7 protein-coding genes and 4 pseudogenes are annotated in these 15357 nt (G+C 73.2%); 2 read left to right on the forward strand and 9 right to left on the reverse strand.

Annotation, left to right across the window (positions count from 1 at the left end; genetic code table 11):
* Positions 1 to 131: 131 nt before the first annotated feature.
* From ACEXOX_RS12380 to ACEXOX_RS12410, 7 genes and pseudogenes are all read right to left on the reverse strand, one after another.
* Positions 132 to 1195: pseudogene (locus tag ACEXOX_RS12380) on the reverse strand (S1 family peptidase).
* Positions 1196 to 1640: 445 nt separating this feature from the next.
* A complete protein-coding gene (locus ACEXOX_RS12385) occupies positions 1641 to 2600 on the reverse strand; it encodes a slipin family protein (protein ID WP_406520524.1) in 960 nt (319 codons plus the stop codon).
* Between the two features lie 228 nt (positions 2601 to 2828).
* Positions 2829 to 3735 (reverse strand): annotated as a pseudogene (locus tag ACEXOX_RS12390) (alpha-lytic protease prodomain-containing protein).
* Between the two features lie 286 nt (positions 3736 to 4021).
* A complete protein-coding gene (locus ACEXOX_RS12395) occupies positions 4022 to 4825 on the reverse strand; it encodes a DUF1684 domain-containing protein (protein WP_406520525.1) in 804 nt (267 codons plus the stop codon).
* Between the two features lie 4 nt (positions 4826 to 4829).
* Positions 4830 to 6159 (reverse strand): annotated as a pseudogene (locus ACEXOX_RS12400) (NtaA/DmoA family FMN-dependent monooxygenase).
* A 77-nt stretch (positions 6160 to 6236) separates the two neighbouring features.
* Positions 6237 to 7277, reverse strand: coding sequence for an LLM class flavin-dependent oxidoreductase (locus tag ACEXOX_RS12405; protein WP_406520526.1), 1041 nt, complete (start codon positions 7275 to 7277; stop codon positions 6237 to 6239).
* A 52-nt stretch (positions 7278 to 7329) separates the two neighbouring features.
* Positions 7330 to 9135 (reverse strand): FAD/NAD(P)-binding protein, encoded by a 1806-nt coding sequence (locus ACEXOX_RS12410; protein WP_406526316.1) that lies wholly within the window; start codon positions 9133 to 9135, stop codon positions 7330 to 7332.
* 994 nt (positions 9136 to 10129) lie between these two features.
* On the opposite strand from ACEXOX_RS12410, the gene ACEXOX_RS12415 reads away from it, so the two are divergent.
* Positions 10130 to 10582, forward strand: a complete 453-nt coding sequence (locus tag ACEXOX_RS12415; protein ID WP_406520527.1) for a cell division protein SepF — start codon at positions 10130 to 10132, stop codon at positions 10580 to 10582.
* Positions 10583 to 10654: 72 nt separating this feature from the next.
* Here ACEXOX_RS12415 and ACEXOX_RS12420 read toward each other — a convergent pair whose 3' ends face one another.
* Positions 10655 to 11851, reverse strand: coding sequence for an acyl-CoA dehydrogenase family protein (locus tag ACEXOX_RS12420; RefSeq protein WP_406520528.1), 1197 nt, complete (start codon positions 11849 to 11851; stop codon positions 10655 to 10657).
* 201 nt (positions 11852 to 12052) lie between these two features.
* Entirely contained in the window at positions 12053 to 13672 is a 1620-nt protein-coding gene (locus ACEXOX_RS12425) for an MFS transporter (RefSeq protein ID WP_406520530.1), read from the reverse strand.
* Positions 13673 to 13884: 212 nt separating this feature from the next.
* Here ACEXOX_RS12425 and ACEXOX_RS12430 point away from each other — a divergent pair.
* A pseudogene (locus ACEXOX_RS12430) lies at positions 13885 to 15116 on the forward strand (hypothetical protein).
* The last annotated feature ends 241 nt before the right edge of the window (positions 15117 to 15357 follow it).

A 15357-nucleotide genomic window follows, 5' to 3' on the forward strand; every position in this document is an offset into this window, starting at 1 on the left:
CCGGCCGTACGCAACGCCGGAAAACGGCAAACGTCTCCCGGCGGCAATTGCCGCCGGGAGACGTTCCACTACGGAATGGCCGCACTCAGCACATCGGCCTCACGGCCGGCCGGTGTCACGGCCGGCCCGCGTCAGCCGATCTCCGCGCCGACCGCCTTCAGGGCCGCCGGGACCGGCTGGAAGTAGGTCTCGCCGCCCGAGGAGCAGTTGCCGCTGCCGCCCGAGGTCAGACCCACCGCGGCGTCACCGTCGTACAGCGCGCCGCCGCTGTCGCCGGGCTCGGCGCAGACGTCGGTCTGGATCAGCCCTTCGACCGTCCCCTCCTGGTAGTTGACGCTCGCGTTGAGCGCCTTGACCGTGCCGTCGTGCACCTGGGTGGTGCTGCCGCTGCGCGTGACCTTCTGGCCGACGGTCGCCTCGGCGGCCTTGGTGATCTTCTGCGGGCTGCCGCCGTAGGTGTTCACCTCGCTCGGGTGCGCGATGTCCGCGGTGTACTTGGCGATGGCGTAGTCACTGCCCGGGAACTTGGAGTCCTCGGTGCTCGCGATCTCCTGGCCGCCCTGCTTGTCCGACCACGACTTGACGGCGTTGCCGCAGTGCCCGGCGGTCAGGAAGTAGGGCTGGCCGCCCTTGGTGACGTTGAAACCGAGCGAGCAGCGGGAGCTGCTCCCCAGATCGCGTCACCGCCGGCGATGAACGGGGTGAACTCGCTCTTGCTGCGCTGGAGCGTGGCCTTGCTGCCCAGGCTCTTGACGACCTGGTTCAGTTTGTCGAGCTTCGCGCCCGAGACCGTGCGGTCGGCGGTGACGACGACCTTGTTGGTCCGCGGGTCCATCGCCCAGGCGGTGCCGGGGATGGTGGCCCGCTGCTTGAGCGTCTGCCGGGCCGCGTCGAGCTGGGCGAGGCTGTGCCGGACCATTCTGGCCTCGGCGCCCTTGGCCCGTACCGCGTCGGCCGCCGCCCGGTCGGTGACGTTGACGACCAGCTTCTTCGCCGCCGCGTCGTAGTACGAACCGGCCGCGTGGCCGCTGAGCTGGGACGCGAGCGCGGTGGCCGCGGCGGGCGTCAGCTGCTTGGCGGCCGGTCCGTCCGCCGCGTTGGCGTTGGCCAGGGTGAGCGTCGCGGTGGCCGCGAGGGCCAGCGCGCCCGCGCCGGCCAGGACTGCGCGCCGCTGAGTATTCCGTCGGTGCTTCAACTCAAAGCCTTCCGTGGGGGGATGGGCCGCGGTGTGTGGGGGCCGCGGGCCCGGAGGGTGTTGAGGAACAGACACGGAACGGGAGTCGCCTGCGCAGCCTGCCGCAGGAAGTCGCGTCCATGCCAATGCGCGATTCGAGTATTCCGATTAACGGGGCTCGCGCACAAGAACGAGATCCGGTCTGGAGAACGGAACGCGCCCGACCGGTCGTTCGTCCCGCGTTCCGATATCCGCGCACGTCGTTTCCCTGTGCGGACACCAAACGGACACTTTGGAGTGGACGGAAACGGGCCTCGGGTGCGGTCTACACCTGTCCGAAAACCGATGTTCCAGGCCGGTCTTCACCCACCGGCGCCGGAACGCCGTACAGGAGATTCAGCCCAGCGAGGGACTTCTTTCGCACACCAGGACAGTATTTCCGCCCCCGGGAACCGCCGCTCCCGCGTCAGGGGAGCTGCTCCGCCTCCGGCAACTCCTCCAGCGCGGCCGCCGCTTCGGCATCCGGCGCGGTTCCGGACAGCGGGACGGACGGCGGGACGGACGGCGGAGCGGATTGAGGCGCGGACGGCGGGGCCGATCGGGGCGCGGACGGCGGCGCGGCCGCCGCCCCCCGCCGCTCGTACGCCTCCGTCTGGGCCTGCGCCTGGAGCCCGGAGCGCTCCAGGAAGCGCAGCAGCTCCACCGGGAACGGCAGCACGAGCGTGGAGTTCTTCTCGGCGGCGACCGCCACCACCGTCTGCAGAAGCCGCAGTTGCAGCGCGGCGGGCTGGTCGGACATCGCCTGGGCCGCCTCGGCCAGCTTCTTGGACGCCTGGAGTTCGGCGTCCGCGTTGATGACCCGGGCCCGCCGGTCGCGGGTGGCCTCCGCCTGGCGGGCCATCGACCGCTTCATGGTCTCCGGCAGCGACACGTCCTTGATCTCCACCCGGTCGATCTGCACACCCCAGCCCAGCGCCGGGCTGTCGATCATCACTTCCAGCCCCTGGTTGAGCTTCTCCCGGTTGGAGAGCAGGTCGTCGAGGTCACTCTTGCCGATGATGGAGCGCAGCGAGGTCTGGGCGACCTGGGAGACCGCGAAGCGGTAGTCCTCGACCTTGATCACCGCGTCGGCGGCGTCCACGACCTTGAAGTAGACCACCGCGTCCACCCGGACCGTCACGTTGTCGTGGGTGATGCCCTCCTGGGCGGGCACCGGCATCGTGACGATCTGCATGTTGACCTTACGCATCCGGTCGACACCCGGGACGATCATGGTGAAGCCCGGCTCGCGCGGGACCGACGTCAGTCTGCCCAGCCGCAGGACGACGCCCCGTTCGTACTGTTTGACCACCCGCGCCGCCGCCGCCACGTACACCGCGCCCGCCGAGGCCAGCGCGATCCCGGCCGTCACCAGTTCCTCGACCATCACGGCCCCCTGCCGTATGCGCCCGTGTCCGGGTCAGTGCGTCCTCACCACGGTATGACCGGCCCCGGGAACGGTCGAGGGTGCGCGTCGGCCTTGCCCGCACGCCGCCGGCGAAGGGCCCCCGCCCGCGGGTGCGGACGGGGGCCCGGGTGCTGCCGGCTGCGTGGAGCAGGGTGGTGTGCGGGGGCCGTCCGGGCGCGGTACGCCGGGCCCGGACGGCCCTGGGCGTCAGTAGATGCTGACCCCGTACGCGCTGATCGCTTCGGTGACCGGCTGGAAGTACGTGGTGCCGCCGGAGGAGCAGTTGCCGCTGCCGCCGGAGGTCAGGCCGAGCGCGGTGCTCCCGGCGTACAGGGGGCCGCCGCTGTCGCCGGGCTCGGCGCACACGGTGGTCTTGATCATGCCGTAGACGACGTCGCCGTTGCCGTAGTTGACGGTGGCGTTCAGGCCGGTGACCTTGCCGGTGCGGGTGCCGGTGGTGGAGCCGCGGCGGGTGACGTTCTGGCCGACGGTCGCGTCGCCGGCCTTGGTGATGTCCTGGCCGCCGACCGTGCCCTCGTGCGGCACACTGGTGTTGCTGTACCGGACCAGCCCGTAGTCGTTGACCGGGAAGCTGGAGCCGGCGGTGGGGCCGATGCTCGTGCTGTGCGAGGAGTTGGTGTACCAGGGCGGGTTGCCGTCGGTGCAGTGTCCGGCCGTCAAGAAGTAGTACGTGCTGCCCTTCTTGACGTTGAAGCCGAGGAGCAGCGCCAGCTGGTCGCGTAGATGGCGTCGCCGCCGGAGATCAGCTTGCGCAGCACGCCGGGTATGCGCTCCACCTTCAGCGCACCGGCGTTGGCGCCCGCGGCCTGCTTGATCGTGTCGAGCTGGGCCTGGGTGACCCGGCTGTCGGCCTGGACGACGACCTTGTTGGTCTTCGGGTCGACGACCCAGGCGGTGCCCGCGACGTCCGCGGAGCGTACGGAGTCGCTCACGGCGGCGAGCTGGGACGCGCTGAACGTGGTGGGCGGGGCGGGTTCGCCCGCGTGGGCGGTCGGCAGGGTCATGGCGCCGATCGCGGCCAGCCCGGACGCGAGGGCGATCAGCCGCCCGCGTCTCGCGATGCCGCTCCGGGGGTGGTGCGCTCGAACCTCACTGCTGCCTCCGAGGGGATCGGAAGACCTGCCGGTGGGCAGGTCCGCATGACGCTGCCCGGTGGGCCCGCGGGACTCCGCACGTCCCTGTGGTGCGTGCCCCGGACAGCGCTGCTCGGGAGTTTCGAGGGCGGGGACCGCCCGCGCAAGGGTGCCTTTCGGACGCCCGCCCGAAGCCCGTACGCACACACGCCACAGCAGCGTCGAGCCCGTACGCACACACGTCCCGGCAGCCTCAACTCTCGCTGCCGGGACGGTGGTTGACCCCTCGGTCGGAGGTTCGACGGTTCAGCGCATGATGCGGTTCCGCTCCCCCGCACGCAGGGCGAAGGGCAGGGTGTTGCCGGGCGGCGGGAAGGGGCAGACGAAGTGGTCGGCGAAGGCGCAGGGCGGCAGCAGGGTGCGGTTGAGGTCCACCGGCACGGTGCCGTCGGCTGCGGGGGCCGGCGTCCGCAGGAAGCGGAAGCGGTAGCTGTCCGTGCCGCTGGTGGCGTCGGCGAGGACGGCCCACAGGGTGCCGTCGGCCTCGACCGCGACCTGGAGGGTGTGCTCGTCGCCGTCGAGGGTGAAGGCCAGTTCACCGGCGAGCCCCAGGCCCCGCTCCCGCCCGTCGGCGTTGGGCACCTGGACCGTGCGTGCCGCGCCGTACGGCCGGAACAGTCCGGGCCGTACCCAGCGCTCGTCGTAGGGGAAGACGTCGATGCCGCCGAAGGTGCGCCGGGCCGCGGAGCCGGGGTCGAAGATCCGTACGGCCCACTCCCCGTCGCGGCGCAGCACCGGCAGCCGCCGGCCGTCGTGCGCCACCCGGGCGGTCGCGGGGGCGCCGTCCGCGCCGAGCCGTACGGTGCCGTCCAGCGGCGCCCCGTCGACGGTCAGTCCGTCGGCGGCGGCCGCGCGCAGGAGCACCGCGTCGCCGCCCGCGCTCCAGTGGCCCGGTACGCCGTCGAGGTGGCCGTCGGGGAAGCCGGCGAGCCAGTGTGTGGCGGTCAGGGCGAGCGGGCCGTACGGGAGGGCGATCTCGGCGGCGCGCCGCTCGTGCCAGGTCTGCCAGTGCTGTTCGGCCTGGGTTCCGGTGCTGCTCGTGGTGCTCATACGGTCAGTCCTTCCCTACGGGACGTACCGGATCCGGCAGCCCCAAGTGAGAGCGCAGGGTCGTGCCCGCGTATTCCGTCCGCAGGACGCCGCGCTCCTGGAGCAGCGGCACCACCCGGTCGACGAAGTCGTCCAGGCCGCCGGGGGTCAGGTGCGGTACGAGGATGAAGCCGTCCGCGGCGCGGGCCGCCACGTAGGCGGTCATCTCCTCGGCGACGGCGGCGGGCGTGCCGACGAAGGACTGCCGTCCGGTCGTCTCGATCACGGTCTCCCGGATGGACAGGCCCTTGGCCTCGGACAGCGCCCGCCAGCGGTCGGCGACCGCTTTCGGGTCGGCGATCCTGACGCGGCCCTGGGCGAGCTGGGAGCCGGGGTCCGGGTCGATGTCCGGCAGTGGCCCGTCCGGGTCGTACCCGGACAGGTCCACGCCCCAGACCTGTTCGAGGGCCAGCAGCGCGTTCTGCGGGGAGACCTGCTGCCGTCGGATCACGGCGGCCCGTTCCTGGGCGTCGGCCGCGGTGTCGCCCAGGACGAAGGTGACACCGGGCATGATCTTCAGGGAATCGGCGGTCCGGCCGTGGGCGGCCAGCCGGCCCTTGACGTCGGCGTAGAACTCCTGGCCTGTCGCGAGCGTGCTGTGCCGGGTGCCGCATCTACCCGGGGGACGGCCCCCGGGCCCCCAGCCGGTGAAGACGATGTCGGCGGTGGCGGCGGCGAAGGCGCGGCCCTCGGCGGAGTCGCCCGCCTGGATGACGACGGGGTGGCCCTGCGGGCTGCGCGGGAGGGTGAAGGCGCCCCGGACGCGGAAGTGCGGGCCTTGGTGGGCGACCGGCCGCGGCACCCTCCCGCCGTCCAGGAGTCCCACAGTTCGCGGGCGGTGGCGACGAACTCGGCGGCCCGGGTGTAGCGGTCGGCGTGGTCGAGGTACCCGCCGCGGCGGAAGTTCTCGCCGGTGAACGCGTCGGAGGTGGTGACCACGTTCCAGGCGGCGCGGCCCGCGCTGAGGTGGTCCAGGGTGGCCAGCCGCCGGGCGAGTTCGTAGGGCTCGTTGAAGGTGGTGTTGACGGTGGCGGCCAGGCCCAGCCGGTCGGTGACGGCCGCCAGCGCGTTCAGTACGGTGATCGACTCCGGGCGGCCCAGTACGTCCAGGTCGTGGATACGGCCCTTGTGCTCGCGCAGCCGCAGCCCCTCGGCCAGGAAGAAGAAGTCGAAGCGGCCGCGCTCGGCGGTACGGGCGAGGTGTTCGAACGAGGCGAAGTCGATCTGCGAGCCGGCCCCGGGTCGGCCCAGACGGTGGTGTTGTTGACGCCGGGGAAGTGGGCCGCCAGGTGCATGCGCCGGAGGCCGGGCGCGGCGGCCGGAGCCGGCGCCGCGGGCGTGGGCGCCGTACGCGTCGATGTGCTGGACCTGGTCACGAGGAGACCTTCCGGGCCGAGGCGTAACGGTTGGCCGGGCGCGGCAGGCCGAGGTGCTCGCGCAGCGTCGCGCCCGGGTAGAAGCGGCGGAGCAGGCAGCGGTGCTGGAGCACCGGCACGGTGCCGTCGACGAGCAGCGCGAGGTCGCGCGCGGGGTCGGCGGGCCGCAGGTGGAAGCCGTCGCCCGCGCCGTCCGCGTGCCAGTCGCCGAGCAGGTCGGCGAGCCCGACGGCGTCACCGGAGCAGTACAGCTCGACCGGCAGCGAGGCGAGGACCAGCAGCCGGTCCGGGTCGCGGCCCAGCGCGCGGGCGCGCTCGCGCAGGTCGGCGCGGGCGGCGGTCGCCGTGGCGGGGTCCTCCGCCCGGACGAACGCGACGTCCGCGTGCGCCGCGGCCACCTGCCGCGCGGGCCGGGCGGTGGCGTCGACGGCGACGACCGGGCGGCCCTGCGGCGGTCTGGGGGTGATGGACGGCCCGCGTACGGAGAAGGAGGCGCCGCGGAAGTCGACGTGGTGGAGCTTGTCGCGGTCGACGAACCGGCCCGTCGCGGTGTCGCGGATCTCCGCGTCGTCCTCCCAGCTGTCCCACAGCCGGGCGGCCACGTCGGCGACCTCGCCGGCCTCCCGCCACAGCGCGTCGGCGGGCGCGGCGTCCCGGCGGCCGAAGAGGCGGGCCTCGGCCGGGGTGCCGGACACCTCCACCGTCCAGCCCGCCCGGCCGCGGCTGACCCAGTCCAGGGTGTTCACGGCGGTCGAGACGTGGAACGGCTCGGTGTGGGTGGTGGTGACGGCCGGGACCAGGCCGACGCGGCCGGTGCGCGGCGCGACCCGGGCGAGGACGGCGAGCGCGTCCGGGCCCGGCCGGGCGAAGGAGTCGCCGAGGGTGACGAAGTCCAGGGTGCCGCGCTCGGCGAGCCGGGCCAGGCGGACGTAGTGCTCCGGGTCGTAGACCTCGGGGGCGCGGCGGGCCCGGCGGGGCGGCCCGTCGAGCGCGAAGGCGAGGTGCAGGGGGCGCAGGGAGCAGGAGGGCTGGGGCATGGGACGGCCTTTCGTCGCTGTGCACGTGGGGTGGCGGCTGCCGTGGTGCTGCTCAGCCGGGTGGGCACCGGGCCGGCTCCGGTACGGCGTGTGCGCGCAGGAAGCGCAGCAGGGCGCGGGCTGTGGCGTCGTTCTGCCGGAAGGCGGGCGCGTTGGTACGGGGCCGGGCGAAGGCGCCTGAGGCGCGGGCGTCGGTGTGCGGGCCGAGCGCGAAGCGGCGCGGGTGCGGCTGTCCGGCGCGGTCCAGCACCCGGCCGTCACCCGGGTCGACGGCGAGCAGGCCGCTGCCGGTGGCGGCGGCCCCGTCGTCGTACAAGCCGCGCAGCAGGGCGTCCTTCGTGTCCGTCACGGTGGGCTGCGGGAGCCGCGCCTCCACCAGCGCCCGGGCCTCGACCCGTACGCCCGGCACGCTTTCGCTCGCGGCCGAGAACACGCCGCGCTCCGGGTCCGCGGTGACGGTGGTGCCGGCGCCGAGGAAGCGCACCACTCCGGCGCGGGACAGCGCGAGCAACTGCCGCAGGCGGGGGCCGGGCGGCCCGGAGGCGAGGTGGCTGAAGAAGCCGTGCCACCACGGGCCGTGGTCGCCGAGCCGTACCAGCTGCCCGTACACCGACAGCAGGGCGAGGAAGACGGCCAGGTCGGGGCTGTGGGCGGGGTCGTGCCTCCGGGCGAGGTCGGTTTCGATGCAGGCACGCAGGCCGTCCTGGAAGGCGTCCGCGCCGGAAAAGCGGACGCCTTCCAGAGGCCGGTCGAGGGCGTCCAGGTCGAGGTGGTCGGCGGGGTCGGGGACTGCGGCGGCGACCAGCGCGCGCAGTTCCGGGCCGAGCGGTCCGGCGGCCGCGTACCGCTCCTCGAAGGCGGCCCGGTCGCCGCGGACCCGCTCCGGGTGCGCGGTGAACAGCCGGTGGTAGTGGGCGTGGCCCAGCTCCTTGGCGATGAGCGGCCAGACGTCGCGCCGGAAGTCGTAGCCGCCGGGCCGGGCGAGCAGGTCGTCCACCTGCGCGGGGCCGAAGAAGCGCGGCAGCGGCGGCCGTTCGCCCCGCAAGGTGTAGCCGATCTTGGAGTGGTACGGGACGCCGCGCCGCGACCCGACGTACAGGACCGGCTCCTTCCCCGACGGCCGGTACACCGACTCCCCGTCCGGCCCGGCCTCGTACGTGCCGCCGCGCCCTTCGGTGAGCAGCACCATCAGATCGACGAAGGCGAGTCCGAAACCGCGCACGAGCACCGGCTCGCCGGGGGCCAGGGCGTCCAGGCCGGAGTCCGCCGTGAAGTCGGAGGGCAGGTAGGTCAGGTGGTGGCGCGCGGCGAAGGCGGCCAGGGTCCGCTGTTCCGGCGACGGCTGGGCGTCGAGGTGGCCGAGGGTGAGGACGACGAGGTCGGCGGCGAGCGGGGTAGGGCTGTCCTCCAGCCACACCTGCTGCCGGCCGCCGCGCGGGCCCGTGACCCGCACCGCGCGGCAGCGGTGCTCGTGCACCGCGATGCCCGGCGGCAGCGCGGCCACCGCCTGCTCGTACACCCACTCCAGGTAGGCGCTCTGCACCTGCCGTCCGGCGAAGCCCCGCGGCCCTAACGCGCGTACCGACGCGGCCAGTTCGCCCGGTACGGAGAGCTCGCCCGCGCGCACCCGGGCGGCCCACTCGGCGAGCGAGGGCCCGGGGCGTACCGGTCCCCGCAGCTCGACGGACGCGTCGGTGAACATGGTGACGTCCTCGGCCGTCGAGTTCATCCACAGCAGCGGGGACTGGTCGCGGCGCCAGACGCGCCCGCCGCCCGGCGGGTACGGGTCGACCAGGTGCAGGTCCAGGGGTGTGTCGCCGTACAGCTCGGGGGTGTTGGCGGCGATGCGCTCGATCAGCCCGGTGCCGCGCGGGCCCGCGCCGACGAGGACGACGGCGGGGCGGTCCGGGGCGTGGGTCCGGGTACGGTCCGGGGTGCGGGACGGGGGTGGAGGGGCCGCGGGGGCGGCGCGGGGTGCGGCGCGTTGTCGGTCGCAGACATGCGTGAAGGCTCCGTGGACGCAGTGATCCCACTGGGAGTTGGGCGTCTTCACACACGGGCCCGGAGGCCGCCACCGGACCGCGCCCCTCAGCACGTCCGATCCTTGAGGCTATGTGCCCGGGACGCCCCGCTGTCAAGGCTGTCCGGACTGTGGGCAGCGGGGCACGTCATGGTTGACGGGAAACCGGATGCCTGTTCCACTTGGCCGCATGGACTCACGGCAGTGGCTGGTCACCCGCGACCACATCGACTTCGGTCGTGTGTGGTCGGCGTCCTGTTGAGCTGACCCGCTGCCCGCCCGACGCCGTTCCGGCCGGGCCCTTCGCGGCTTCTCCTCCCGTCCGCCGCGCCTTCACACCTCCGCGCCCCGCCGGCGCACCCCTCCCCTCGTAGCTCCGCCCTTGCCTGACGTTCCACGCCTCACCCTCGCTCCACGCCTGCCCCGTCCGGCCCCGGTAACGCATTGTCGACAAAGTTCGGCAGTCGCGCTGCCGGGCCGCCGGCGCGGCCCCGGGTCAACGCCGCGCCTCGTACCTGCGGCCGGCCGGGTTCACCTGACCCCCGTACGGGGTGGAACGGGACACCGCCCGCACATGGGCGGTTCGCATTCCGTCCGGTTTGGATGCAAGAACGATCGGGTACCGGTCGGCCACTGGACGTTCCGACACTCGATGTGACAGCCTTCACACGGTCAGTTCCCGCGACTCTTCCCTGTTCTGACGCCATGCCACCCTCTTTGCACCAGATGTGTCACGAACCCCCGTGCGGCGGCTATCCACTTGGCAGAGCATCCGCATCATGGACGACGATAGAGGTGCGGACACACAGACCGCGGGTGAGAGGAGGCGTCAATGGGATCGGTACGCAAGGCAAGCGCCTGGCTGGGCCTCGTCGACGACAACGATGACGAGCGCTACTACGACGACGACTACGCCGAGGGGTCCGAGCCCGGCAGCACCGGGAACAGCCCCTGGGTGACCGACCCGCGCGTCCAGGTCACCGACGAGAGCGCCCAGGACCAGGGCACCCGCATCGCCACCGTCACCCCGGAGGGCTTCGGGGACGCCCGCGGCATCGGGGAGCTGTTCCGGGACGGCATCCCCGTCATCGTCAACCTGACCGCGATGGACTCCTCCGACGCCAAGCGCGTGGTGGACTTCGCGGCCGGGCTGACCTTCGGGCTCCGCGGCTCCATCGAGCGGGTCGCCACGCGCGTCTTCCTGCTCACCCCGGCCGACTACCGCATCCTCAGCGGTGAGCCCGGCCGGCGCCGCCCCGAGGGCGGCTTCTTCAACCAGAGCTGAGAGCGGGGGCCGGTCCGTCGTTCCGGCCGGTGGCCGGGGCGGCCGACGCCCCCGGCCACCGGCCGGCTCCGCTCAGCGGAACGCGTCGAGTCCGGTGAGCGCCTTGCCCAGCACGAGCTGGTGCATCTCGACGGTGCCCTCGTAGGTGAGCACCGATTCCAGGTTCGTCGCATGCCGCATGACGGGGTACTCCAGCGAGATCCCGTTCGCGCCGAGGACCGTCCGGGCCGTACGGCAGATGTCGATCGCCTCCCGTACGTTGTTGAGCTTGCCGAAGCTGATCTGTTCCGGCCGCAGCCGCCCCGCGTCGAAGCGCCGCCCCAGATGGTGGGCGAGCAGGATGCCCTTGTGCAGTTCCACCGCCATGTCGGCCAGCTTGGCCTGGGTGAGCTGGAAGCCGCCGATGGGCCTGCCGAACTGCTCGCGGGTACGGGAGTACTCCAGCGCGGCCTCGAAACTGGCGCGCGCGGCGCCCATCGCGCCCCACACGATGCCGTACCGGGCGTGGCCCAGGCAGCGCAGCGGGCCGCCCAGCCCCTTGGCGTCGGGGAGCATCGCGTCGGCCGGCAGCCGTACCTCGTCCAGGACCAGTTCGCTGGTGACCGAGGCACGCAGCGACCACTTGTGCCGGATCTCGGGCGCGCTGAAGCCGGGGGTGCCGGCCGGGACGAGGAAGCCGCGGATGCCGTCGTCGGTCTGCGCCCAGACCACCGCGACGCCGGCCACCGACCCGTTGGTGATCCACATCTTGCGGCCGGTGAGCACCCAGTCGCCGCCGTCCCGCTTGGCGTACGTGCGCATGTCGCCGGGGTCGGAGCCGTGGTCCGGCTCGGTCAGGCCGAAGCAGCCGATGGTCTCGCCGGACGCCATGTCCGGCAGCCAGCGCTGCTTCTGCTCCTCGGAGCCGAAGCGCCGGATCGCGTACATGGCGAGCGAGCCCTGGACGGAGACCAGCGAGCGGATACCCGAGTCGGCCGCCTCCAGTTCCAGGCAGGCCAGGCCGTACTGGACGTGCGAGGCGCCCGCGCAACCGTAGCCGGTCAGTGCCATGCCGAGGGCGCCGAGGGAGCCCAGTTCGCGTGCCAGGTCGCGGATGCCGGGCAGTTCGCCCTGCTCGTACCACTCGGCGATGTGCGGCAGGACCCGGTCGCCGGCCCACTGGCGGACGGTGGCGCGTACCGCCCGGTCCTCGTCGGAGAGCAGGTCGTCGAGGCCCAGCGGGTCTTCCGCGTCGAAGGGCGGGAGCTTCGGGGTCGGGGATGCGGACATGGCGGGGCCTCCGGTAGCTGCGCGCGCACAAAAACTAGCGGTGTTAGTTATCCGGGTCCGACGTTACGGGCGGCCACGGCACGGCGGCAAGAGCCCCCGCCGTGGGCGTCACCTCCGCCCGAATGTCCCGCCTCGTGCGCGAAACCCCCGCTCAGCGCCGTACTCCCCGCGCCGCGGCAGTCCCCGCTCCCTTGATCCCCGCTACCGTCCGGTGTTCGCGCGCGCCGGCTCCTGGCCGCAGTGCGTCCCGTCGCTGTCGGTCCGGTCCCCCGAGTCCGCGGCCCGCCGCGGCAGTCGCAGCGCGATCGCCGCGCCGACCAGCAGCAGCACGGCGCTGGCGACGAGCGTGACGTGCAGCCCGTGGACGAAGGAGGCCTGCGCGACGTCACGCAGCACCCCCTGAGCCTTGCCCCCGAGCGAGGAGGCGACCTTGTACGCCTCCCCCAGCGAGTGCGCGGCCGAGGCGGACGCCCGCTCCGGAACGCCGTCCACGTGGGCCAGCCCCGGTGCGTAGGCGGCGTTCATGACGCTGCCGAGCAGGGCCACGCCGATGCCGGCGCCGAGCTGGTAGGAGGTCTCGCCGATGGCCGCCGCGCCGCCCGCCTGGTCGGCGGGGGCCTCGCTGAGCATCGACTCGTAGGCGCCGAAGAGCGTGCTCTGGAAGCCGAAGCCGAGCAGCACGAAGCCGAGGACGAGCAGCCAGGGCCGGTCCGTCTCGTCCATCGCGGTCAGGCAGAGCACCGCGGCCGCGGTGAGCACGAAGCCCAGCGAGACCATCACCCGCGGCCCGACGGCCTGCAAGACCTTCGAGCCGGTGAGCCCGGCGGCCATCGCGGCGAAGACCAGCGGCAGCATCCGCAGCCCGGTCTCCAGCGGGCTCAGGCCGAGGACGAGCTGGAGGTACTGCACGGCTATCAGCTGGAGCCCGACGAGGGCGAGCATCGCCAGCACGATGCAGCCCACCGAGGTGCCGAAGGCGGGGCGGGCGAACAGCCGCATGTCGATGAGCGGATGCTCGCGCTTGCGCTGGCGCCGTACGAAGACGATCAGCAGCAGGACACCGACGAGCATGGAGCCCAGCGTGGTCGGGCCGAGCAGGGTCTCGCCGCTGCCGATGCGCTTGACGCCGAGGACGACACCGAGCACGCCGAGCGCCGCGACGACGGCGCCGAGGGTGTCCCAGGGCCCGTTGCGCTCGCCCCGGGACTCCGGCAGCAGCCAGCGTCCTATCAGGGCCATGACCGCCATCATCGGGATGTTGATGAGGAAGACCGAGCCCCACCAGAAGTTCTCGACGAGGAAGCCGCCGAGGACCGGTCCGACCGCGGCGCCGACGGCGGCCACCGCGCTCCACACCCCGATGGCGACCGCCCGCTCGCGCCGGTCGGGGAAGACCTGGCGCAGGATCGACAGCGTGGCCGGCATGATCATCGCGCCGCCGATGCCGAGCAGGGCCCGGGCGATCATCAGCGTCTGCGGGTTGGGGGCCAGCGCGGCGGCGGCCGAGGCCGCGCCGAACAGGCCGTACCCCATGAGCAGGATGCGGCGGCGGCCCACCCTGTCGCCGAGCGTGCCGAAGAGGATGAGCAGGGACGCCGCGATCAGCGGATAGATGTCCACGATCCACAGCAGTTCCACCGGCCCGGGACGCAGGTCCTCGGTGACCGACGGCACCGCCACGTACAGGATGGTGGTGTCCAGCGCGACGAACAGCAGGCTGACGCAGAGCACGACCAGAACGGTCCAGCGGTTGGCGCCGCCACCTCCATGCCGGGGAACACCCGCCGTCCGCTCGCTGCCGGACGTGGTCGTCCCGGACATTCGCGTACCTCCTGTCATGCTCTCGCGGCCGCGAGCCGGGGCGCGGGAGGCGCTCCGGCGGAACCGGCGGACGGGCGAGTTGAGACGTCAGACTACGCGAGTCGCGTGACATGACGCGTGGCTCACCCCATGATGAGACGCTCGTCGCAGGGCCCGGCGGTTCCCATACCCGTTGACGGGCCGCGGACTCCGGCCACGGGATAATCGGCCGGATGAACGATCTTGCCCCCTTCCGCGGCCCGGAGCGGAGCGGCCCCGGCCGGACGGCTCGGCTGCCCTCCGCGCTGCGCCGGGCCGCCCCCGCCCTGCTGGTGTACGCCGCGATCCGGGCGCTGGGGCTCGTCGTGCTGGCGGCCTGGTCCGCCGCGCACGGCAAGAGCTGGCACCCGCTGCTCACCGCCCGCTGGGACTCGCTCTGGTACACCCGGGTCGCCGAGCAGGGGTACGGCTACAGCGTCCAGCTGGCCAACGGGGACGTGCACTCGAACCTGGCGTTCTTCCCGCTGCTGCCGTGGCTGGAGCGGGGGCTGTCCGCGGTGACGTCGCTGTCCGCCGCCGACGCCGGGCTGGCGGTGTCCTGGCTCGCGTCGCTCGCCGCCGCCTGGGCGCTGTACCTGACCGGCGAGCGACTGCACGGGCCGCGGGCCGGTGTCGCGCTGGCGGCGCTGTGGGCGGCGCTGCCGGTGGGGATCGTGCAGTCGATGGCGTACTCGGAGTCACTGTTCACCGCGCTCGCCGCGTGGGGGTGTACTGCGTGCTGACCGGGCGGTGGGTGGCCGCGGGGGTGCTGGCCTCGCTGGCGGGACTGACCCGGCCGGTGGGGGCCGCGGTGGTCGCGGCGGTGTGGATCACCGCGGCGGTGACGCTGTGGCGGGACCGCGCGCCGGGCGGCGGGCCGACAGGTGGCGGGCCGGCGGACGGCGGAGCGGTTGCCGGGCCGGGCGGCGGGCCGCGTCTGCGCCGGCACCGGCGGATGCTGCTGGGCGTGCTGCTGGCGCCGCTCGGCTGGTGCGGCTATTTCCTCTGGGTGGGCGCCCGGGAAGGCGGGCTCACCGCCTATCTGGACGTCCAGGGCGGCTGGGGCAACGGTTTCGACGGCGGCGTGGCCTTCGCCTCGTTCCTGTGGGACCTCGGCTTTCCGGCGGGCCTCGGGCTGCTGGCCGGTGTCGCCCTGGTGGTCTGGCTGTACGTACTGGGCGCGCGCCGGGGGCAGCCGCTGCCGCTGCTCGTCTACGGCGGCGTCGTCCTGCTGCTGGCGCTGACGGCCAAGGGGTACTTCGGCTCCAAGCCGCGCCTGATGATGCCCGCCTATCCGTTGCTGCTGCCGCTCGCCGCCGGGCTGGCACGATGGCGTCCGGCGGCGGCCTGGACCGTGTTGGCCCTGGTCAGCGCGGGGTCGGCGGTGTACGGGGCGTTCTGGCTGAACGGTTCGGGCCCGCCGTGAACGGAGGATTCCCTTCCGTACGCGCCGCTCCGGGGAAACGGACCGCGACACCCGCGCGAATCGGCGATAAACTTCGCCGGTGAATTGGAAAGAAGCCGCTCGCGGCCCCCTTCGACGCCCCCGCCGGACGCAATCCGACGGCCGTTGAATTCCTTCCGAAATCCCCTGGCCAAAGTCGCGTTTGAGACAGGTTGCACATCACATCGTCATTACAAAGCTCACAGTTTGACCAAGCGCCGAC

Origin of the sequence: Streptomyces sp. Ac-502 (genome assembly GCF_045222935.1) — a bacterium.
Lineage (GTDB): Bacteria > Actinomycetota > Actinomycetes > Streptomycetales > Streptomycetaceae > Streptomyces > Streptomyces monomycini.

Coding starts and splice junctions, on each gene's coding strand:
- ACEXOX_RS12415 (WP_406520527.1), top strand. CDS start 10,130: ATGGGATCGGTACGCAAGGCAAGCGCCTGGCTGGGCCTCGTCGACGAC.
- ACEXOX_RS12405 (WP_406520526.1), bottom strand. CDS start 7,277: ATGCCCCAGCCCTCCTGCTCCCTGCGCCCCCTGCACCTCGCCTTCGCG.
- ACEXOX_RS12385 (WP_406520524.1), bottom strand. CDS start 2,600: ATGGTCGAGGAACTGGTGACGGCCGGGATCGCGCTGGCCTCGGCGGGC.
- ACEXOX_RS12420 (WP_406520528.1), bottom strand. CDS start 11,851: ATGTCCGCATCCCCGACCCCGAAGCTCCCGCCCTTCGACGCGGAAGAC.
- ACEXOX_RS12395 (WP_406520525.1), bottom strand. CDS start 4,825: ATGAGCACCACGAGCAGCACCGGAACCCAGGCCGAACAGCACTGGCAG.
- ACEXOX_RS12425 (WP_406520530.1), bottom strand. CDS start 13,672: ATGTCCGGGACGACCACGTCCGGCAGCGAGCGGACGGCGGGTGTTCCC.